Genomic DNA, 20,597 nt, shown 5'->3' with positions numbered 1-20,597 from the left:
TACAACAGCATCCCGGCGCAAGAGCGACCTCGGGATGATCAAATAGCCGAGGAGTGAATGGATCCCGGACGAAATCGCCTGAAGCGCTTTTCCGGGACGACGTTCACCCCGTGAACGTCACTTCGGACGCTTCGCGCCGTACTTCGAACGGCTCTGCTTGCGGTCCTTCACACCCTGGGTGTCGAGCACGCCGCGCAGGACGTGGTAGCGCACGCCGGGAAGGTCGCGCACACGGCCGCCGCGGATGAGCACAACGCTGTGCTCCTGCAGGTTGTGGCCTTCGCCGGGGATGTAGGAGATGACCTCGCGCTGGTTGGTCAGGCGGACCTTGGCAACCTTGCGGAGCGCCGAGTTCGGCTTTTTCGGGGTCGTCGTATAGACACGGGTGCAAACGCCGCGCTTCTGCGGGTTCGCCTCCATCGCCGGGACCTTGGACTTCGCCTTCTGCGGCGTCCGGCCCTTGCGGACCAGCTGGTTGATCGTGGGCATGAATGCTTCACCTTTTTGTGTCCGCCCATCAGAGCGAACGGTTACTCTACCGCGGTGGATGAAGCTCCGGCGCATTGCAAAATGCACCGACCTGATAACAGCAAAAGACCCCGGCGGAATCATTTCATCCCCCGGAGGCTCCATCCGCGCCAGCAATGTTCAAGCGCTGTTGTGATCGAAACGGGCCGCAAAGCGTCCTTTTCCGAACGAGCGCGCCCCTAGACCCGATTCCCCCCGCGGTCAAGGGCGAAGCGGCTTGCGAGGGGCGGTTGCGCCCGATAGCAGACAGGGATGCGCGCCGCCCGACATACTAGCTTTGCCCCGCATGTCGGCCGCGATGCCCGCCTGCTGATCCTCGGCAGCCTTCCCGGTGCGCGGTCGCTGGCCGAGCGGCGCTATTATGCGCATCCGACGAACCAGTTCTGGCGGCTGGTCGGCGAGGTGATCGACCGGCCGGTCGCATCGCTGGACTATGAGGAAAGGCTGGCTGAACTGCGCGCCGCAAAGGTCGGCCTGTGGGACGTGATCCGCAGCGCCGCTCGGCGCACAAGCAGCGATTCGGACATTCGAGCGGCCGAGGCGCATGATCTCGCCGACCTCATTGCCGGCCTGCCCGACCTCCGCATGATTGCGTTCAACGGCGGCAAGGCCGCTGCGATCGGGCGGCGGCAACTGCCGGTGCTGAAGGGAATCGAGGTCGTCGACCTGCCGTCGAGCAGCGCCGCGAACACGAGCGGCTATGCCGCGAAGCTGGAGCGGTGGCGGGCGCTGCGCACCGCGGTGGCGGAGCGATAATTCTCCCGGCGGCCAAAATTTAGGGAAGCGGACCGTCCGAAGGATGATGGACGGGCGGCGACGCCGCGCCACGCCCCCTCCCGTCAGCCCTGCGGGCCGCCTCCGCCCCACCGCTTCGCGGCGGGGCGGATCGTTTCCGTCAGTCGACGACCTCGCCGCGCGCCATCACGAAATCGACCGTCTTGAGCACGCGCACATCGGCGATCGGGTCGCCCGAAACGGCGATGATGTCGGCGCTCTTGCCCGGCGCGATCGTGCCGATCTCGTCGGCGAGGCCGAGCAGGTCGGCGGCGTTGACCGTCGCGGCCTTCAGCGCTTCGACCGGCGTCATGCCGTGCTGGACCATCAGTTCGAATTCGTCGGCGTTGCGGCCGTGCTTCGAGACGCCGGCGTCGGTGCCGAAGGCGATGCGCACACCGCGCGGGACAAGCTGTTCGAGGCTCTTGCCCGTGATCGAAATACGCCATTTGATCTTTTCGAGCACGTCGGGTTCATAGGCATTGGCATTGGCCGCGAGCCGTTCCTTGTAGCCGTTCACCGTCGACAGCGTCGGGACATAATAGGTTTTCGACTTCGCCCACAAAGCGATCGTTTCCTCGTCGAGAATCGTGCCATGCTCGATCGAATCGGCGCCCGCGGCAATCGCAAGACGGATGCCGTCGGCGCCATGCGCGTGCACCGCAACCTTGCGACCGAAGAGGCGCGCCGTATCGACGATCGCCTTTGCCTCGTCGTCGAACATCTGCTTGCCGAGCCCCGCGCCGATGCGGCTGTTGACCCCGCCGGTCGAGGCGAATTTGATGACGTCAGCGCCGCGCCCGATCTGGATGCGCACGACGCGGCGGCAATCGTCGGCGCCGTTGCAGGTGTTCGCCGCGCCTTCAAAAAATGGCCGCAGCTCGTCGCGATAACCGAGCGCGCCATCCATGTGCCCGCTGGTGCCCGAGATCGATACGCCCGCGTCGACGATACGCGGACCGCGCACCTTGCCGGCCGCCACCGCATCGCGCAGCGCGAGCGTCGCCCCGTCGCCGTCGCCGAGGTTGCGCACCGTGGTGAAGCCTGCGCGCAGCGTCTTCATGCCGTTGACCTCGGCATTGAAGGCCTGTGCCGCAGATGAAAGCGTCACGTCTTCGAGCTGTCCGGCCAGCCCACCCGCATCGCTCGTCAGATGGACGTGGCTGTCGATCAGGCCGGGGAGGACATATTTGTCCTTGAGGTCGACCAGCGTCGCGCCGGGGTCAGCAGGCTGGAAACCATCGCCGATTGCGACGATACGTCCGCCCTCGACGACGATGGTCGACGGGCCGCGTACTTGCTTGCCCGGCTCGGCAAGAAGTTGGCCGGCATGGATAAAGGTCCGCGTCGGAGCCTGGGCAGCCGCCGAACCGGCCAGCGCCGCGCCCAACATTGCGAACGACATGATTGCGATTTTTCTCATCCGGAAACCTGTCCCCTGTATTTCGAACAGCGGACCTTAGAGCCGATCAGAAGCCGCGCGTAAAGCGGAGCGCTGCACCCTTGTCGTCGTCGATCGCGGCGATGTGGCCGGGGTCCTTGCGCCACCATGTGTTGACGATCAGTTCGCCACCGAGCAGCGACACCATGTAGCTCGCTTCGGCCACCAACTCGCGTCCAGTCGGGGCGAGGTTGAACGTACGGCGGCCCAGTTCGGCAGTGCCGCTGTCATAATCATAGGCGACGGGCAGATCGAGCTGCAGCCCGCCCCGCTCAACGCGGAGCGGCTGCGCCAAACGCAGCGCCGCACGATCGCCGCCATGGAACAGGTTCGCGCGCGCGACGTCGAACGAAAAGGCGTTCGACTGCAGCGCTCCGCCCGCGATCAGCCCCCCGCGATCGGGACGCGTCCACATCTGGCGCCACGCGGCGGCGAGGCTCCATCCGCTGTCGAGATCGATCGCCAGGCGGGCGTCGCCGACAAGGCTCGTCGCGCCGCCGCTGCCAAAGACCGGCCCGAGCCGCGCGCCGAGCAGGCTGTCCGCTTCGCGCAGCCACGCGCCGCCCGCCGCGACCGAAACCGCGCCGATGCGGCCATCCCACGCTGCGCCCAGTCGCTGGTATCGTGCCTCGTGATGGTGCTGCAACGGGCCCAGCGGATCGTCCGCCCAGCGCCCTCGCGACACCGACCCGTTTTCGGCGGTCAGGCTGAGATGCTGGCGCGCGCCGATCCGGCGGCGAAAAATCACGCCGACGTCAGGCGAGGATGCAAAGCCCAACCCTTCCTGCGCTGCATCGCCGATCAACATCGCAAGCCCGCTCTCTCCGCGCTCGCCGGCGAGCAGCCCACTCGTTCCGCGAGCCGCCGCAAAACCGAAACGCGTGCGCGCATCGACGCGCGTGACGACCGATGCGGCGAGCGCGCGGGCGCGCGAGGCGTCGTGATAGGAAAGCCCCGCGAGCGGATCGTGCGCCGCCGATCCTGGCGACGTGACAAACGACAGCGCGAGCGCACGCGATGCCGCGCTTTGCTGTCGAACATGCCCGGCGATCGCCCCCGTCAATCTGAAATCGGGGCGGCGCTGGATGAGCGATTGGCCGAAATCGACGTTGAACGCGCGGCCGAATCCGTCGGTGACCAGCCCGACAGCGGTCCGGGGTCCGGCGGTGCCCGCATCGCCCATCGGTCCGCCGAGCGCACCGAGCGGCTCGTCGAGCGCCACCGCCGTTTCGGTGCCGGCCAGCGTCGTCGCCCCCATCGGTTGGAAGGCGCGCGCAATATCGAGGATGCCCTGACCGAAAACCGCGTCATCGCCCGCAGCGCCGACGTCGCGAGCCGACTGGTACAGAAGCTGGACGATCTGCTGGCCGGTGAGCGAGGGAAAAGCCTCGGCGAGAAGCGCGACGGCACCCGCCACCTGCGGCGCTGCAAAGCTTGTCCCGTTGAGCAGGAAGACAAAGGTACCGCCGGGCCCGGTTTCGGTCTTCAGCACGCCATTCTCATAGGCGCAGCAAACGCCCTCTCCCAGTGCCGCGAGATAGGAACCGGCATAGGTTCCCGCGCGGTTGCTGAAGGGAGAAATCGCGCCATCCTCGTCGACCGATCCGGCGATGATCACGAGGCCGCCCCCCGCATCGCGCAAGCCCTGCGCAAAGGGTTCGGGGTTGTTCGGATTGTTTCCGCCGGCGGTGTTGTCGCCCTCATTCCCTGCCGATGCGACCACGATGATCCCGGCAGCGGTCGCGCGGGAAATCGCCGCGCGCAACGTCGCCCCCGGCGCATCGGCCCCGCCGAGCGAGATATTGACCACGCGCGCGCCGGCGCTGACCGCTCGGTCGAGCCCGGCGGCGATCGCGGTTTCGGAAAAGCGGCAACCGCTTTCGTCGTTCGATGGGTCCTCGGTCGCACAGCTTCCCGGTCGATCGGCGCGCAGCACCAGAAGGCTCGCATTGAAGGCGATGCCCATGGTCCCGACCTCGTCCTTCGCGCCGAGCAGGATCTGGGCAACATTGGTTCCGTGGCTGCCCTCGCCATCGATACCGCGCGATCCGGCCAGATCTGCCGATTGCGGCGAAATGCGGCCCGCAAATTCGGGGCTGTCCTCGTCGATGCCGTCGTCGATCACGCCGGCCAATATGCCGCTTCCGGTAGCACCGGACTGGTAGGCGGTGATCGCGCCGTGGAAGTTGACACCGTCCGAGCGGCGGACTTCGGCGGTGTTGAAATTGCCCGTGGGCGGCGGCGCAGGCGTCGGAGTTGGGACAGGCGTTGGGGTCGGAGCAGGTGAAACCGGCGGTGGCGGTGTAGGCGAGGGTCCGCCACCCCCGCCACCGCACCCCGACAGCGCCAGCGAAGCGGCGACGAGGGGAATGATCGGTAGCGCGCCATAGTTTCCGACGGTCCGGCGTCCGGCAGTTTCGGTCATGGCCATCCCCTTTTGCCGCAGCAGCTCTTCTTAGCGCAGCGGACGGACGCCATGCTACCCCCGCAAATATTGCCCGCCGGTAAAGGCCCGCGCCTTGCCGCATCACGCCTTCGCCCTTATGGCGCGCGACGCCATGACCGCTTCGCTCGCCCATATCGATTGCTGGATCTTCGATCTCGACAATACGCTCTATTCGCCGTCGGCGCGGCTTTTCGACCTGATCGACGAGCGGATGGGCGCTTTCATCATGCGCCTCCTCGACGTCGATGCCGCTGCGGCGCGCGCGGTCCAGAAACAATATTTTCACGACCATGGCACGACGATGGCAGGACTCATGCGCCATCATGGCGTCGATCCCGAAGATTTTCTGGTCGACGTCCACGCAATCGCGCTCGACCGCATTGCGCCCGACGCACGGTTGCACACGGGACTTGCGCGCCTGCCCGGCCGACGGCTCGTCTTTACCAATGCCGATGCCGACTATGCCGCGCGCGTACTCGAGGCGCGCGGGATCGCCGATTTGTTCGACGGCATCTGCGACATTCGCGTCACGCGCTACACGCCCAAGCCCGATCCGGCCGCCTATGCCGCGATGGTCGATCATCTGGGAATCGACCCGGCGCGCAGCCTGTTCGTCGAGGACATGGCCCGCAATCTGACCCCCGCCAAAGCGCTGGGAATGACGACCGTGTGGCTGGACAATGGCAGCGAAAGCGGCCATCGCGACCACCTGCCCGAGCATGTGGATTTCCACGTGAACGACATCACCGACTGGCTCGAAACGCTGCCGCAACATTGGGGAAATCGATGAGCACCGACCTTCAGACGACGATCGACGCCGCGTGGGACGCGCGCGAAACGCTCGGCCTTTCGACGCAGGGGCCGGTGCGCGACGCGGTCGAAACAGCGCTGGCGGGACTTGACGACGGCAGCTTTCGCGTCGCCGAGCGCGGCGACGACGGCGCATGGCACGTCAACCAATGGCTCAAGAAGGCGGTGCTGCTCTCGTTCCGCCTCAACGACATGGAGATCATCGACGGCGGCCCCGGCGGCTCGACCTGGTGGGACAAGGTGCCGTCGAAATTCGCCGGCTGGGGCGAGAACCGCTTTCGCGATGCGGGCTTTCGCGCGGTTCCGGGCGCGATCGTCCGCCGCGGCGCGCATATCGGCAAGGGCGCGGTGCTGATGCCGAGCTTCGTCAATATCGGCGCGCGCGTCGGCGAGGGAACGATGGTCGATACCTGGGCGACGGTCGGCAGCTGCGCGCAGATCGGCGCCAACGTCCATCTGTCGGGCGGTGCAGGAATCGGCGGCGTGCTCGAGCCGTTGCAGGCTGGCCCGGTCGTTATCGAGGATGGCGCCTTTATCGGCGCGCGCGCCGAAGTTGCCGAGGGCGTGATCGTGCGCGAGGGCGCGGTGCTGTCGATGGGCGTCTATCTTGGCGCTTCGACCAAGATCGTCGACCGCGCGACCGGCGAGGTTTTCATCGGCGAAGTCCCGCCCTTTGCGGTCGTCGTTCCCGGCGCGATGCCCGGCAAGCCGCTTCCCGACGGCTCGCCCGGCCCCTCGCTCTATTGCGCGGTGATCGTCAAGCGCGTCGATGCCAAGACGCGCGCCAAAACCGGGATCAACGAACTGCTGCGCGATTGACGCGCGTCAGCGTTCGCTGAGATAATAGCGCTCGCGCGCTGCAAGGGCGTCGTCGAGTTCATAGACGATCGGCTGCCCCGTCGGGATTTCGAGGCCCGTGATTTCCTCGTCCGAAACGCCCGAGAGATGCTTGACGAGCGCGCGCAGGCTGTTGCCATGCGCCGAGATGAGCACGGTCTTTCCGGCCTTGAGCTGCGGCGCGATGGCTTCCTCATAATAGGGCAGGACGCGCGCGATCGTGTCTTTCAGGCTTTCGGTCGCCGGAATCGCGATGCCCGCGTAGCGCGCGTCGGAAGACAGATTATAGGGCGACCCCGCCTCGAGCGGCGGCGGCGGAACGTCGAAGCTGCGGCGCCAGACATGGACCTGTTCATCGCCATGTTTCGCCGCGGTTTCAGCCTTGTCGAGCCCGGTCAGCCCGCCATAGTGACGCTCGTTGAGCCGCCAATCCTTGGTCACGGGAAGCCACAGCCGCCCCATCGCCTCGAGCGCGAGGTTCAGCGTCTTGATCGCGCGCGTCTGGACCGAGGTGAAGCAGCTATCGGGCGCGATCCCCTTTTCCTTCATCAGCTCGCCCGCCGCCCAGGCTTCGGCCGCGCCCTTTTCGGTCACATCGACGTCCCACCAGCCGGTGAAACGGTTCTCGAGATTCCATTGCGACTGGCCGTGACGGATGAGGATGAGCTGCGGCATTTTCGGTCCTTCCAGAATGATCCGAGGCGATGATTCGCTGCGCCATAGCGCGCCTTTTCCGTAAGGGCCACCGCCCCCTTGAAATGGTATCCCGGGTTACCAAATCTGCACTGTCCGGTCGCCGCAACGGGGCCGGGCGGAGGCTGCCGCACAGCTCGTGCGGCAGCTCCATGACTTCGCTTTGAAAGGAAGGAATGACCCATGCGTAACAGCTTTGACTGGACCCCCTATCGCCGCTCGACCGTCGGTTTCGACCGGCTGTTCGATTTCCTCGAAAACAGCGGCTCGGCGGAAAATTACCCGCCCTTCGACATTGAAAAGATCGCCGACGACCATTTCCGCATCACCGTGGCGGTCGCGGGTTTCAAGTCCGACGAGATCGACCTGACCGCGCAGCAGAATATGCTGACCGTCAGCGGCCGGAAGGCTGCGCCGAAGGAGGGCGAAGAACGCCAGCTGCTTTACAGCGGCATCGCCACCCGTGCCTTTGAGCGCCGCTTCCAGCTTGCCGACTTCGTCCGCGTCGACAAGGCCGACCTTGCCGACGGGTTGCTGACCATCGACCTCGTCCGCGAAGTGCCCGAAGCGATGAAGCCGCACAAGATCGCGATCGGCGGCGGCAGCGCCACGCTCATCGAGGGCGAAAAGAAGGCCGCCTGAATAGGCGCCTTAACAGGTCCGGGCGGCGACGCCCGGGCCTTTTCCTTAGGGTCAGGACCCTACAGCCTACGAGTCATGAAACGGCTGAACGGATCGGGCCGATAGTCGCCGAACGGCGGGCAATCGACAAAGCCGAACCGGCGATAGAGCGCGATCGCCGGAGCGAACGCCTCGCCCGATCCGGTTTCGAGGCTCAACCGCTCGAGCCCGCGCCGGCGCGCCTGTGTCAGGATATGCTCGAGCATGCGCGCGGCGACCCCCCTTCGAAGGTAGGATTCGGCGGTCCGCATCGACTTGATCTCGCCGTGACGCGCATCGAGCATCTTGAGCGCTCCGCACCCCGCCAGTTCGCCGCCGCAATGAATCGACCAGAAAGTCACGTCGGGCGCGTTCAGCCCGTCGAAGTCGAGGAAGTGGCAGCTTCCCGGCGGCGAATTGGCCAGCATGCCGGAAAAATGCACTTCGAGCAGCGCGCGGATCGCGGTGCCCGACAGATCGTCCTCGACAATCTGCCACAACGCCGCGTCCGCACCCGGCGTCACAGCATCTGATCCAGGGTCGCGAGGCACGCGTGCGCGAGCAGCTTCGACCGTTCGGGCGACCAGCCCTGTACGGGGTCGGGGAGGTCGCGGTTGTCCTTGAACGGCATCTCGATCGTCATCGACACCGCGCCGAAACGTTCGGCAAGCTGGGTCGTCGACATCGACAGATTGGCCTCGCCCGGTTTCGATTCACCATACCCAAGTTCGGTCTGGAAATCGGGGCTGTTCGCGGCGAGCGCCTTTTCGAACGCCTTATATTTGTCGAGCTGGTCCGGCTGAAGCGAGGGAATGCCCTCGAACCCCGCAAGAAAGACGGCAGGAATCGCTTCGTCGCCATGGACGTCCATCGCCCAGTCGACGCCCGTTTCGTCCATCGCATTGCGTACGCACAGCACTTCGGGACTCTTCTCGGCGCTCGGCGTGTCCCATTCGCGGTTGAGGTTCACGCCCGCAAAATTGGTGCGCAGATGGCCGCGGCGCGAGCCGTCGGGGTTCATGTTGGGGACGATGTGGAAGCGGCACTTGCGCAGCAGCGAACGCGCGTGCGGGTCGGCAGGATCCGTGAGCTTTTCGAGCGCGCCTTCCATCCACCATTCGGCCATGCTCTCGCCCGGATGCTGGCGCGCATAGAGCCAGACCTGCGTATCGCCCGTCCCCATTTCAAGACAGTCGATCGGCTGGCCTTCGAGGCTGGTTCCGAGGCACCGGTATGTGACGCCCTCGCATTCGGCGACCGAGGCGACAAGGTCGTGGTGGCGCTCCATAGAATAGGGCGCGAAATAGGCGATGTAGAGGATCTGGCTTTCTGCGGCATGGCGGATGGTGAGTGTGCCCGTCGCGGCATCATAGTCGGTGTCGAGGCGGAACCAATGTTCGCGATCGCTGCTCGCGCACGCGGCATAGCCCGGCCACCCGTCGGGATAGGCCGAATCGCCCAGGCCCGAAATGACGAACTCGAGCGGGTCGCCCACCGCGCAATTCACGCGGAAATGAAACCATTGGAAGAAATCGGATTCGCGATCCTTGCGGATGGAAAGTCGCGCACTGGTGCCGTCGATTCCGTCCACGACGATGTTGCCGCTGTCGAAGGCGGCGTTGATGCTGATGGTCATGGGACGCTGATAGTGCGTCCCGATTCGCCGGGGAAGTCCTTGAATAAGGCTTCGGCCAATTTTGCGGCCGCGAGCGACGGCTGTGCCGCGGGTGCCTTGACCGGGACCGCAGTCAGCGCGCGGCCTTCCCACAACGCCTGCCCGCTCGCCGCATCGTCGATGCGGACCGAAAGCTGCAGGTCGAGCATCTTGCGCGGACCGCCGCCCAGATTGATTCCGACCCCGACACCGACCCCCGAGCCATAGCTGCCGGTCGATCCGCCGACCCCGACCGACACCGGCGAGCGCCGTCCCTGCGGTGCCGGTTCGGCGCGATCGAACCCGATGCGCACCTTGAGCGGCGCGGACGCACCGGCACCCGCAGCGACCAGCCCCTGCAGCTGCAATTGCTGTTCGACAGCGGCGCGGTAACTGGTCCATTCGAGCGACGGTGGAGTGTCCGCTTCGGGTGCCAGCGCTGCGCCAAGCGGCGCCGGATCGACGACATAGCGCGTCCCCGGCGCCCAGCCGGTCGGCGCATTGTCGTGAAAGCGGGTGACTTCGACGGGCGGCACAGCCGTGGCGCAGCCGCCGAGCGCGAGCGACGCTGCGAGAAGCAGCGCAGCGGAGGAATGACGCATCATTCCCGCATCATGCGCCACAAAAAATGGCTTGGCAATGAACGGCGTGCGGGGTCGCGCCCCGCACGCCGGCGCATCACCGATAAAAAATATGATTGTCGATCTGCGCGATTCGCGTCTTGCCCCAGTTCGGCGAGACGTAGCGTGCGTGGAAATAGAGCGCGCCGGGCGCACGGTTCTTCCAACGGTCGTCGCGGGCAATCTGCGCAATCGCGATGGCATTGTCCCACTGGCGGCCCTCGCGGACCTTCGGCATCTTGCCGCCGCGAACAAAGCTGAACTGGTGCTTCTGGTGGACGACGCCGCACAGGCTCTTCGGGAAACGGCCCGAATTGGCGCGGTTGATCACGACATGCGCGACCGCCAGCTGGCCGGCGAGCGATTCGCCGCGCGATTCGAAATAGACGGCGCCGGCAAGACAGCGCAGTTCGGCGTCGAGCTTGGCCGGCCGCGGCGTAGCGGCGACGAGTTCGGCAAGCGAGGCCGCGGTTAATTCCTCGACTTCGGGCTCGACGATGCTGTCTTCGACGATTTGTTCGATGGCATCGACCGGCGCAGCGGGCTCGGTCGGCAGATCCGCTGTTTCGGCCGCAACCGGCACGTCGGCGCCGGGCAGGCTGAAGGCGGGAAGATTGGCGTCGGCGCCAAGGTCGCTGGCGAAGCCGGGTTCGGCCAGCACCAACATGGTTGCAGCAGTCATGCCGACAGCAGCCACGCTGGCCACGTTCAAAATACGACTCATCTTGTCCGTCAAAAGGGCGGCTGATGGACCGAAACTTCAATAACAGGCGGGGGGCTATGGCCCTATGGCACCTGCGGTCATCATCCGACTGCGTGTCCGAACCGTTTTACCGAATTGTCCGGACAAGCCGGGAACCCGCGGAACGACCTACGCGTTACATCGTGCGGGCCACCTATTGTGCGGCGCAGCAAAGTCAAGTTAACGCACCCCATTGCGCGACGAGCCGTGGCGCATCTACGATATCCAGTTCGACGATCCAGAGGTCGGGATCGGCCTTCAGCCGCCGCCGGCAATAGTTTTCCCGCGATTCAGCATCTTCGGACGCATCCGGTCCGACCGCTTCCCAGACATGGCCTCCGGCAAGCGAAAAGCGCCTTTCGAGGAGCGGTCCGGCTTCGCCGCGCTCGCTGCATTGGACCAATATCGACCCAGCGCGTTCGTCGCCGCGAGCAAGGATGGCAGCAAAACCGCCCGCCGCCTGCGTCTCGCGCAGCAGCAGGTCGACGAGGAAGCGGCTGGTCAGCCGCGCCATCTGCCGACCACGGCGGCGTCAGGCCGCGTCACGCGTTTCGGTATCGGCGAGCAGCGCATAGAGCGCTTCGTCATTCTTCGCACCGCGCAAACGGTCGGCCATCGCATCGTCGCGAAGCATCCGCGACACGCCTGCGAGCGCCTTCAGATGATCGGCACCGGCATCGAGCGGCGAGAGCAGGACGAAGAGCAGATCGACCGGAAGGCCGTCGACCGAATTGAAATCGATCGGACGCGCCAGCTGCAGGAAAAGTCCGCGCACCCCCGTCAGGTCTGCCATTTTGGCATGCGGAAGCGCGATGCCGCGGCCGAATCCGGTCGAACCCAGACGCTCGCGCTCGAGCAGCGCTTCGCTGACTTCGCCGGCGTCGAGGCCGAGCGATCGCGCTACGAGGTCGCCGACGAAAGGAAAGAGCGCCTTTTTCGAATCGAGCTGCACATGTGCGCGCACGGTCGCGGGATAAAGTAGGGAAGAAAGGTTCATTGTTCTGGTCAAATCTGTTTCACGCCGGGCATGCTGCCAGGCTTGTCACGATCGCTAATGGTCGCAGGATCGTACCGGGCCCACCAACCGGCACAGGGCATTGTTGGGCGCGGCCCTTAGTCCGGTTGGCAGAGAAAATCCACCCCCTATCGCGGTTCGACCCAGCCGATGGTGCCGTCATCGCGGCGATAGACCATATTGTGCGACCCGGTCTTGCTGTTGACGAACAGCAGCGCATTGGTGTTGCGCAGGTCGAGCATCATCACCGCGTCGGACACGCTGCTCGTCGGAATATCGACGCGCGTTTCAGCGATGATCGCGGGGGCATCGCCCGCATCTTCGTCGCCGCCGCCGTCAAAGACGATATAGCTCGCATTATCTTCGATCTCTTCGACCGACGGGCTTGGCGTTCCGCCACTGCTGTTTCGATCCTTGAGTCGGCGCATGTAACGTCGAAGCTGCTTTTCGATGCGATCGGCCGCCCCTTCGAAGGCGACATGCGCGTCCTGTGCCTGTCCGTGCCCCTTGAGGACGAGACCCTGCATCACATGCGCGACGATGTCGCACTGGAAACTGTCGTGCGGCCCCTTTCCGAAGGTCGCGTGCGCGCCGATCGCGCGGGAGAAATATTTGTCGGCAATCGCGTTCATCCGGTCCGACACATGCGCCTGAAGCGCTTCGCCGGTTTCGATCTGGTGTCCAGAGACGCGGATTTCCATTTTTCTTCTCCTTCCAGGGTCTCAGCGGCGGCGGCGCGGGGCCGTCGTCACGGGCTATCGTGCCAAAGCGGCTGATTCAGCGCGGCGACGAATTCTGAATGGCGGGCAAGTTCGGCGGCGCTCGCGGCATGCGGGCGCGGTTCGCGGAACGGGCGCGCCGGTTCGGCCGGACGCGGCGCCGCCGCAACCGCGGCTCGCTGCGGCCCGCCCGCCTGTGCTGCAAGCCCGAGCCCGATCTGCCGCCCGCCGGTCATCTCGATATAGAGATGCGCGAGCAGCTCGGCGTCGAGCAAGGCGCCATGTTTGACACGGTGGCTGCGGTCGATGCCATAGCGGGTGCACAGCGCATCGAGGCTGTGTTTCGCACCCGGGTGAAGCTTTCGCGCCATCTGGACGGTGCAGCACATGCGCGTCATGTCGAGGGCAGGTCGGCCCGCGCGGGCGAGTTCGGCGTTGACGAAGCCAAAGTCGAACGCCGCATTGTGCGCGACCATCGGCGCGTCACCCAGAAATTCGAGAAGATCGTCGACCTTTGCTGCGAACAGCGGCTTGTCCGACAGGAACTGGATCGACAGGCCGTGCACTGCCTCTGCCTCGGCGGGCATGTCGCGTTCGGGATGGAAATAGGCGTGGAATGTGCGCCCCGATTCGCGCCGGTCGATCAGTTCGATACAACCGATTTCTACAAGCCGGTGCCCGGCCCTTGGGTCGAGTCCTGTCGTTTCGGTATCGAAGATGATCTCACGCATCGGAAAAGCCAATATTGACCTTAACGGGACCGGAAACAAGAGGCGATACGCCGGATTTCGCGATGCGTTTCTCTTTTCGGACGGGCCGTCTCGATAATGAAATCGGCGCGCGCGCGTTTGACGCGGTCGGGCACTTGCAGATGGCGGATTGCCTTCAGCTTGGCATAGGTCATTCCGGGCCGCCGCATCACCCGTTTCGTCTGGACCCAGGCCGGCGCCGAGACGACGGCAATCGCCCCGACCTTGCGCCAACCGCCGCGTTCGAAAAGCAAGGGGATGTCGAGAATGACCACGTCGCGTGCGCGGTTACGCATCAGAAATTCGCGCTGCGCCCTGGCCACGGCAGGATGCACAATCGCCTCGAGCGCCGCCAGTTCGTGCGTGTTTCCGAGCACCAGCGCACCGAGCTTTTGACGGTCGACCCCGTCGGGCCCGGTGGTGCCCGGAAAGCGTGCCTCGATCGCCGGAACCAGCGCCCCGCCACGCGCCTGGAGGCGGTGCACCTCGGCATCGGCGTCGAACACCGGAACGCCCTCGCGCTCGAACATCTGCGCCGCGGTCGATTTGCCCATCCCGATCGAACCCGTAAGCCCGATGACAAAAGGACGGCGCAGCGGCCGGTGCGGGCGCTTCGAAAACTTCACCCGACGAGCAGTGCCCGCAGTTCGTCGTCGTGCCCTTCGGGCGGCGCAGACCCGAAAAACAGTTCGAAAGCCAGCGCAGCCTGACCGATCAACATGTCGAGTCCGTCGACGGTATCGAGTCCGCGTGCCTCGGCCGCCCGGAGCAAGCCCGTCTGGAGCGGCGAATAGACAAGATCATAAACGATCGCGTCCTCCGGGAGCGGCGAAAGGTCGAGATCGAGCGGCGGCTGTCCGTTCATGCCGAGGCTGCTTGCGTTGACAAGCAGCGCGGCGGGGGGAAGCACCGTGTCGAGCGCACAGACTTCGCCCCTGAGGCCGAAGGTCGCAAGCAAACCCATCGCCTTGAGCGGCGAGCGGTTGAGGATGGTAACGTGACCAACGTCGGCGCGCGCAAGCGCGAACAGCACCGCCCGCGCGGCGCCGCCCGCGCCAACGACGACGACGGGCGCGCCAGCAAGTTCGACTTCCGAAAGCGGCGCAAAAAAGCCCGCGGCATCGGTGTTGGTGCCGACAAGGCGCCCGTCGGGCTGGCGCACCACCGTGTTCATCGCGCCGATCGTCGCCCGCACATCGCCGGGATCGTCGACAAGATCCATCACGGCGCCCTTGTGCGGCATCGTCACATTGCAACCGCGCCAGTCGGGGTCGTTGCGGCGCTCGTCAACATAGGCCGCAAGTCCCTCCGCAAGGACGTGTGCGCGGCGATAGTCGCCAGAAAGTCCCAGCTTCTCCAGCCAGAAGCCGTGAATCAGCGGCGATTTCGATTGCGCGATCGGGTCGCCGATCACCTCGGCATAGGGCAGGTTTTGCGTCATGCCGGTGCCATTCCGGTCGCGCGCAACCACGCCAGCAACGGCAGCATCGGCATTCCGACGATAGTCCAGGGGTCGCCTTCGACCCGGTCGAACAATTGCACGCCCGCCCCCTCGATTTCATAACATCCGACGGTCCTGCGGATGCTGTCCCAATGGCGCGCGACATAGTCGGCGATGAAGGCGTCCGACAAGGGGCGCATCCAAAGTTTGGCCTCGCCGATCGCGCGCCAGACTGGACCCCCATCGCGCGCGGCGACGACCGCGCTGAACAGACGGTGGCGCCGCCCCGCCATGCGCCCAAGCTGCGCCATCGCCTCGTCGCGATCAGCGGGCTTGGTGAGCATCGTACCGTCGTCGAGCGCCAGCGTCGAATCGGCGCCGAGCACCGTAACGCCGGGGACGCGCGAGGAAATCTTGATCGCCTTTGCTTCGGCGAGCGCGTCAGCGATGTTGCGCGCACTTTGCCCCGTCGCCGCGAGCGACGCGGTGAGCGCGTCCTCGTCGATGTGCGCCGCGGTCGTTTCGAAAACCAGACCGGCCGCGCGCAGCATCGCCGCGCGTCCGCTGCTTTGCGAGGCGAGAAGCAGCTGGGTCATGCCGCGCCCGCCGCGCGGTCGTCGACAAGCTTGATGACCGCGGCGGCGGTTTCCTCGATCGAGCGCCGTGTCACATCGATAACCGGCCAGTCATTGTCGGCAAAGATACGGCGCGCAAAGGCGATCTCCGCCTTGACGCGTTCGTCGTCGACATAGGCGGTTTCAGGCGCCTGATTGAGCGACAGGAGGCGATTGCGACGCACCTGGACAAGCCGGTCCAGGCTCGTCGTCAACCCGACGACGAGCGGGCGCCGGAGGTGGTACAGACAGTCGGGCGGCGGCGATTCGGGGACGATCGGGATGTTTGCCGTCTTGTACCCGCGATTGGCGAGATAGATGCTCGTCGGCGTTTTCGACGTGCGCGACACGCCAGCGAGGACAATATCGGCCTGTTCCCAATTCTCCCAACCGATACCGTCGTCGTGCGCGACGGTGAACTGGATCGCCTCGACGCGGGCGAAATAGGCGGCATCGAGCGCGTGCTGGCGCCCGGGCCGCGCCTTGGCCTCCTGACCCAGCATGCGCGACAACGCATCGGTGACGGCGTCGAGCGCGGCTACGGTCGGCAGATCAAGCGCCGTTGCGCGGCGTTCGAGGCTCGCGCGCAGCTCGCCGTTGACGAGGGTGAAGAGGATCATCCCGGGGCTAGCCTGCACTTCGGCCATGATCCGGTCGAGATGCGATTCCGATCGCACCATCGGCCAGAAATGGCGCACGACCTCGACATCGTCGAACTGCGCGATGGCCGCCTTTGCGATATTTTCGAGCGTCTCGCCCGTGGAATCGGATATGAGGTGCAGATGAAGGCGGCTCATCGCCGCACCATGGCGCTCAGGCGTTGAAAAAGGCAAGTAGCGAACCGCAAACGGTGCCTGTGGATAATTTTCGGCATAAGTGCAGGGAGCATTTCGGGGGTAAATTTCCATCCCGCGACGCGTCGATTCGATCCGCATCTTGTCCACATGGGACGAATCTTATCCACAGGCTGTGGGCAGCGGGAATATGACCCGCGACTCCTGTGCAGGCCGATCGCGCGACCGAGTCAAGCTGTTGGCAAAGGCGGCGCCAATCCCTAAAGCCGCGCTATTCGCCCGACAACAAACCACCACAATATTTCTATATATCTATATGATGAAAGAAAGAGGGGCCGCGTGAAGGCGTCACCGAAGAGCTTGCTGGCAACGCTGCGCGGGGTGCGGCAGGACAGGCCTGCGATGTGGCTGATGCGTCAGGCGGGACGTTATCTCCCCGAATATCGCGCGCTCCGCGAAACGAAGGGGGGCTTCCTCGAGCTTTGCTACGATCCCGAGGCGGCGGCCGAGGTCACGATGCAGCCGATCCGGCGCTTCGGTTTCGACGGCGCGATTCTCTTTTCAGACATTCTCGTCATACCGCATGCCTTGGGGCAGGATCTGTGGTTCGAAGCGGGCGAGGGGCCTCGGCTCGCGCCGGCGCTCGTCGATCACGCGCTCGAAAGCCTGACCGCTGCGCCCGCGCGGCTCGATCCGGTCTATGCAACGGTCGCGCGTGTCGCCGCGGCGCTCGCGCCCGAGACAACCTTTCTTGGCTTTGCCGGGAGCCCTTGGACGGTCGCGACCTATATGGTCGCGGGGCAAGGGTCGAAGGATCAGGCGGCGGCGCGGCGCATGGCGTTTGGCGACGCATCCGCATTCGGCGCTATTATTGATGCGATCGTCGACGTTACCGTAACTTACCTGTCGGGACAGATCGAACAGGGGGTCGAAGCGGTCCAGCTCTTCGACAGCTGGGCAGGAAGCCTCAGTCCCGCGCAGTTCGAGCAGTGGGTCATCGCGCCGAACGCCGAAATCGTACGCCGAATCAAACAGATGCACCCAGACACGCCCGTCATCGGTTTCCCCAAGGGCGCGGGCGCCAAGCTCGTCGCCTATACTAACGAAACCGGCGTCGATGCGGTCGGGCTTGACGAGACGATCGACCCGGCATGGGCCAATGCCGTCTTGCCGTCACAACTGCCGGTCCAGGGCAATCTCGACCCGCTCGCGCTGATCGCGGGCGGTGAAGCGCTCGATACAGCGATCGACCGCATCCTTGCAGCCTTTCCGGACAGGCCCCATATATTCAATCTCGGCCACGGCATCCTGCCCGACACGCCCATCGCGCATGTCGAACATCTCATTAGGCGCGTTCGCGACTAAATTATGGATATGACCGGATTTTTGGGAGCGACGATGCTGTGGATCAAGGCGGGGCACGTCATTTTCGTCATCTTTCTGATGGCGGGTCTTTTCATGATGCCGCGCTTCTTCGTTTATCATCAGCAATGCGCGGTCGGTTCGGACGAAGACAGAAAGTGGATCGAGCGCGAGGATCGGTTGCGGCGGATCATCCTCAACCCGTCGCTGGCGATCGTGTGGGTCTTTGGGCTGATGTTGGCGTTTAACGGCAATTATTGGGGCCAAGGCTGGTTCATCGCCAAACTTGTGCTGGTGATCGCGCTGTCGGGCTATCATGGCTGGACGATCGGCTATTTCAAGAAGCTGCAGAAGGGCGAACGCCCGCTGACCGAAAAGCAGCTTCGATTGCTCAACGAAGTTCCCGGCGCCGCCGCGGCTATCATTGTCATACTCGCGGTCATTCGTCCCTGACCGCGTCCGGTTCGCGTTACGCCGATTGACTTGGACCAAAGCGGGTTATAGGGGCCGATCGAACCTGTTCCACGCAGGCGGCGCACCCGATCGCGCCGAATCTATCGACAACGGCTGTCCCCCAGCCGGATAGGCACCACCCGGTGCGACAGAAACTGATATCCTCCATCGAATTTTACCCTGGAATCCATCGATGCACCTCAAAGAACTCAAAACCAAATCGCCCGCCCAACTCGTTGAAATGGCGGAAGAACTCGGCGTCGAAGGTGCGTCGACCTTGCGCAAGCAAGATTTGATGTTCTCGATCCTCAAGGAGCTCGCCGAAGAAGGCGAGGAGATTATCGGATCGGGAACCATCGAAGTGTTGCCCGACAGCTTCGGCTTTCTGCGCTCGTCGGAAGCCAATTATCTTGCCGGGCCTGACGACATCTATGTCTCGCCGAACCAGGTTCGCAAATTCGGGCTGCGCACTGGCGATACGGTCGAAGGCGAGATCCGCGCCCCCCGCGACGGCGAACGCTATTTTGCGCTCACCAAGCTGATCAGCGTCAATTTCGACGATCCCGACGTCGTGCGGCACCGCGTCAATTTCGACAACCTCACGCCGCTCTATCCGAACCAGAAATTGTCGCTCGACACGGTCGATCCGACGGTCAAGGACAAGTCGGCGCGCGTCATCGATCTCGTCAGCCCGCAGGGCAAGGGGCAGCGCGCACTGATCGTTGCGCCGCCGCGTACCGGTAAGACGGTGCTGCTCCAGAATATCGCGAAGGCGATCACCGACAATCATCCCGAAGTCTATCTGATCGTCCTCCTCGTCGACGAACGGCCTGAGGAAGTCACCGACATGCAGCGAAGCGTGAAGGGCGAGGTTGTCTCCTCGACCTTTGACGAACCCGCAACGCGCCACGTCCAGGTTGCTGAAATGGTGATCGAAAAGGCGAAGCGCCTCGTCGAACACAAGAAGGATGTCGTGATCCTGCTCGACTCGATTACCCGCCTCGGACGGGCTTACAACACCGTCGTTCCCTCGTCGGGCAAGGTGCTCACGGGCGGCGTCGACGCCAATGCGCTCCAGCGTCCGAAGCGCTTCTTCGGCGCCGCACGCAATATCGAGGAGGGTGGATCGCTTTCGATCATCGCCACCGCGCTCATCGATACCGGAAGCCGCATGGACGAGGTTATTTTTGAAGAGTTCAAGGGCACCGGTAACAGCGAAATCGTGCTCGACCGCAAGGTTTCCGACAAGCGCATCTTCCCGTCGCTCGATGTCGGCAAGTCAGGCACGCGCAAGGAAGAACTGCTCGTCGAAAAGGACAAGCTGTCGAAAATGTGGGTGCTGCGCCGTATCCTCATGCAGATGGGCACCGTCGACGCGATGGAGTTCCTGCTCGACAAGATCAAGGATTCGAAAACGAACGAAGATTTCTTCGATTCGATGAACCAATAATCGCGGCGCGGGTTAGGGCGATATGCTGGACTTTCTGATGCAGGCTGGCGCCCATGCCGGCGGATTTGGCGGACCCGCAGGGATGTGGGACGCCATCGTCTCCGATTTTTCGAACATCACTGAGCCTGCCGCCTTTGCGGCTTTCCTGCAGGTGCTGATGATCGACATCGTGCTCGCGGGCGACAATGCGATCGTTGTCGGTGCGCTCGCCGCAGGGCTTCCCGCCGATCAGCGCCGCAAGGTTATCATGATCGGCGTGCTGGCCGCGCTTGTCCTGCGCATCGCCTTCGCCCTCGTCGTGACCCAGCTGATGCAGATCGTCGGCCTGATTTTCGTCGGCGGCCTGCTGCTCGTGTGGGTTGCCTGGAAGATGTGGCGCGAGCTGCGCGAGGGCGCCCATTCGGCGGGCTCGCCCGAAATCGAGGGCGATGAACATTCGGGACTGAAGCCGGCGAAAAGCTTTGCCGGGGCCGCCTGGGCGGTCGCGGTCGCCGACGTCAGCATGAGCCTCGACAATGTGCTGGCTGTCGCCGGTGCAGCGCGCGATCACCCCGGAATCCTGATCGTTGGCCTGATCTTCGCGGTGGCGCTGATGGGTCTCGCGGCGAACATTATCGCCAAATATATCGAGCGCTATCGCTGGATCGCCTATGTCGGACTCGTGGTCATTCTCTATGTCGCGGTGAAGATGATCGTCGACGGTTGGGTCGACCCGAGTGTCGGCGTCGGGACGCTGTTCGGCTGAACCCAAGGCTTTGTATATGCCGCGCTTTGCGATAGCATGATTCTATAGGG

24 protein-coding genes are annotated in these 20,597 nt (G+C 64.5%); 8 read left to right on the top strand and 16 right to left on the bottom strand.

Annotated features, from left to right (window positions below):
• Positions 1–117: 117 nt before the first annotated feature.
• Positions 118–489, bottom strand: coding sequence for a 30S ribosomal protein S12 (gene rpsL, locus H7692_RS09480; RefSeq protein WP_067108793.1), 372 nt, complete (start codon positions 487–489; stop codon positions 118–120).
• A 291-nt stretch (positions 490–780) separates the two neighbouring features.
• Between rpsL and H7692_RS09475 the strand changes: the two genes are divergently transcribed.
• Entirely contained in the window at positions 781–1,284 is a 504-nt protein-coding gene (locus H7692_RS09475) for a DNA-deoxyinosine glycosylase (protein WP_227340096.1), read from the top strand.
• Positions 1,285–1,423: 139 nt separating this feature from the next.
• Here H7692_RS09475 and H7692_RS09470 read toward each other — a convergent pair whose 3' ends face one another.
• Both H7692_RS09470 and H7692_RS09465 read right to left on the bottom strand, forming a co-directional pair.
• The gene (locus H7692_RS09470; protein WP_227340095.1) at positions 1,424–2,725 is read right to left on the bottom strand and encodes an amidohydrolase family protein; all 1,302 of its coding nucleotides are present in this window, start codon (positions 2,723–2,725) and stop codon (positions 1,424–1,426) included.
• Between the two features lie 46 nt (positions 2,726–2,771).
• On the bottom strand, positions 2,772–5,168 hold the full coding sequence (locus tag H7692_RS09465) for a S8 family peptidase (protein WP_222136666.1): 2,397 nt from the start codon (positions 5,166–5,168) through the stop codon (positions 2,772–2,774).
• 133 nt (positions 5,169–5,301) lie between these two features.
• Here H7692_RS09465 and H7692_RS09460 point away from each other — a divergent pair, with 133 nt between their 5' ends.
• Both H7692_RS09460 and dapD read left to right on the top strand, forming a co-directional pair.
• Positions 5,302–5,979 (top strand): pyrimidine 5'-nucleotidase, encoded by a 678-nt coding sequence (locus H7692_RS09460; protein WP_201928503.1) that lies wholly within the window; start codon positions 5,302–5,304, stop codon positions 5,977–5,979.
• Positions 5,976–6,818: a 2,3,4,5-tetrahydropyridine-2,6-dicarboxylate N-succinyltransferase gene (gene dapD / locus H7692_RS09455; RefSeq protein ID WP_227340094.1), complete on the top strand. Its 843-nt coding sequence runs from the start codon at positions 5,976–5,978 to the stop codon at positions 6,816–6,818. The genes H7692_RS09460 and dapD overlap by 4 nt, the downstream gene beginning before the upstream one ends.
• Positions 6,819–6,824: 6 nt before the next feature.
• On the opposite strand, the gene gpmA is transcribed toward dapD, so the two are convergent.
• Positions 6,825–7,511, bottom strand: a complete 687-nt coding sequence (gpmA, locus tag H7692_RS09450; RefSeq protein ID WP_227340093.1) for a 2,3-diphosphoglycerate-dependent phosphoglycerate mutase — start codon at positions 7,509–7,511, stop codon at positions 6,825–6,827.
• 201 nt (positions 7,512–7,712) lie between these two features.
• Here gpmA and H7692_RS09445 point away from each other — a divergent pair, with 201 nt between their 5' ends.
• Positions 7,713–8,171: an Hsp20 family protein gene (locus H7692_RS09445; protein WP_227340092.1), complete on the top strand. Its 459-nt coding sequence runs from the start codon at positions 7,713–7,715 to the stop codon at positions 8,169–8,171.
• Positions 8,172–8,230: 59 nt separating this feature from the next.
• On the opposite strand, the gene H7692_RS09440 is transcribed toward H7692_RS09445, so the two are convergent.
• From H7692_RS09440 to H7692_RS09385, 12 genes are all read right to left on the bottom strand, one after another.
• Positions 8,231–8,713: a GNAT family N-acetyltransferase gene (locus H7692_RS09440; RefSeq protein WP_227340091.1), complete on the bottom strand. Its 483-nt coding sequence runs from the start codon at positions 8,711–8,713 to the stop codon at positions 8,231–8,233.
• A complete protein-coding gene (locus H7692_RS09435) occupies positions 8,710–9,825 on the bottom strand; it encodes a M14-type cytosolic carboxypeptidase (RefSeq protein WP_201928507.1) in 1,116 nt (371 codons plus the stop codon). Before H7692_RS09435 ends, H7692_RS09440 begins: the two co-directional genes overlap by 4 nt.
• Positions 9,822–10,448, bottom strand: coding sequence for a DUF4136 domain-containing protein (locus H7692_RS09430; RefSeq protein ID WP_201928508.1), 627 nt, complete (start codon positions 10,446–10,448; stop codon positions 9,822–9,824). The genes H7692_RS09435 and H7692_RS09430 overlap by 4 nt, the downstream gene beginning before the upstream one ends.
• 73 nt (positions 10,449–10,521) lie before the next feature.
• The gene (locus tag H7692_RS09425; RefSeq protein WP_227340090.1) at positions 10,522–11,145 is read right to left on the bottom strand and encodes a cell wall hydrolase; all 624 of its coding nucleotides are present in this window, start codon (positions 11,143–11,145) and stop codon (positions 10,522–10,524) included.
• A gap of 235 nt (positions 11,146–11,380) precedes the next feature.
• Positions 11,381–11,719 carry a DUF1491 family protein gene (locus H7692_RS09420; RefSeq protein WP_222136657.1) on the bottom strand — a complete coding sequence of 113 codons (339 nt, stop codon included), beginning with the start codon at positions 11,717–11,719 and terminating at the stop codon, positions 11,381–11,383.
• An 18-nt stretch (positions 11,720–11,737) separates the two neighbouring features.
• Complete coding sequence (locus H7692_RS09415) at positions 11,738–12,202, bottom strand: PTS sugar transporter subunit IIA (protein ID WP_201928511.1); 465 nt, start codon at positions 12,200–12,202, stop codon at positions 11,738–11,740.
• 146 nt (positions 12,203–12,348) lie between these two features.
• The gene (gene hpf / locus H7692_RS09410) at positions 12,349–12,921 is read right to left on the bottom strand and encodes a ribosome hibernation-promoting factor, HPF/YfiA family (protein ID WP_201928512.1); all 573 of its coding nucleotides are present in this window, start codon (positions 12,919–12,921) and stop codon (positions 12,349–12,351) included.
• 47 nt (positions 12,922–12,968) lie between these two features.
• Complete coding sequence (dnaQ, locus tag H7692_RS09405) at positions 12,969–13,670, bottom strand: DNA polymerase III subunit epsilon (RefSeq protein WP_201928513.1); 702 nt, start codon at positions 13,668–13,670, stop codon at positions 12,969–12,971.
• Between the two features lie 20 nt (positions 13,671–13,690).
• The gene (gene coaE, locus H7692_RS09400; protein ID WP_201928514.1) at positions 13,691–14,314 is read right to left on the bottom strand and encodes a dephospho-CoA kinase; all 624 of its coding nucleotides are present in this window, start codon (positions 14,312–14,314) and stop codon (positions 13,691–13,693) included.
• Positions 14,311–15,129 (bottom strand): shikimate dehydrogenase, encoded by an 819-nt coding sequence (gene aroE / locus H7692_RS09395; protein ID WP_222136656.1) that lies wholly within the window; start codon positions 15,127–15,129, stop codon positions 14,311–14,313. Before aroE ends, coaE begins: the two co-directional genes overlap by 4 nt.
• Entirely contained in the window at positions 15,126–15,725 is a 600-nt protein-coding gene (locus tag H7692_RS09390) for a Maf family protein (protein WP_201928516.1), read from the bottom strand. Before H7692_RS09390 ends, aroE begins: the two co-directional genes overlap by 4 nt.
• A complete protein-coding gene (locus tag H7692_RS09385) occupies positions 15,722–16,540 on the bottom strand; it encodes a pyruvate, water dikinase regulatory protein (RefSeq protein WP_201928517.1) in 819 nt (272 codons plus the stop codon). The genes H7692_RS09390 and H7692_RS09385 overlap by 4 nt, the downstream gene beginning before the upstream one ends.
• Before the next feature lie 336 nt (positions 16,541–16,876).
• On the opposite strand from H7692_RS09385, the gene hemE reads away from it, so the two are divergent.
• The 4 genes from hemE (at position 16,877) to H7692_RS09365 (ending at position 20,547) form a co-directional block, all read left to right on the top strand.
• Positions 16,877–17,902, top strand: coding sequence for a uroporphyrinogen decarboxylase (gene hemE, locus H7692_RS09380; RefSeq protein ID WP_201928518.1), 1,026 nt, complete (start codon positions 16,877–16,879; stop codon positions 17,900–17,902).
• A 9-nt stretch (positions 17,903–17,911) separates the two neighbouring features.
• The gene (locus H7692_RS09375) at positions 17,912–18,352 is read left to right on the top strand and encodes a CopD family protein (protein ID WP_201928519.1); all 441 of its coding nucleotides are present in this window, start codon (positions 17,912–17,914) and stop codon (positions 18,350–18,352) included.
• 193 nt (positions 18,353–18,545) lie between these two features.
• The gene (gene rho / locus H7692_RS09370; protein ID WP_201928520.1) at positions 18,546–19,802 is read left to right on the top strand and encodes a transcription termination factor Rho; all 1,257 of its coding nucleotides are present in this window, start codon (positions 18,546–18,548) and stop codon (positions 19,800–19,802) included.
• A gap of 22 nt (positions 19,803–19,824) precedes the next feature.
• Entirely contained in the window at positions 19,825–20,547 is a 723-nt protein-coding gene (locus H7692_RS09365) for a TerC family protein (RefSeq protein WP_201928521.1), read from the top strand.
• The last annotated feature ends 50 nt before the right edge of the window (positions 20,548–20,597 follow it).

The organism is Sphingopyxis sp. P8, from assembly GCF_020622175.1.
In the GTDB taxonomy this organism is placed as follows: Bacteria; Pseudomonadota; Alphaproteobacteria; order Sphingomonadales; family Sphingomonadaceae; genus Sphingopyxis; species Sphingopyxis jiangsuensis.
This window is presented reverse-complemented; position numbering and strand designations above follow the sequence as displayed.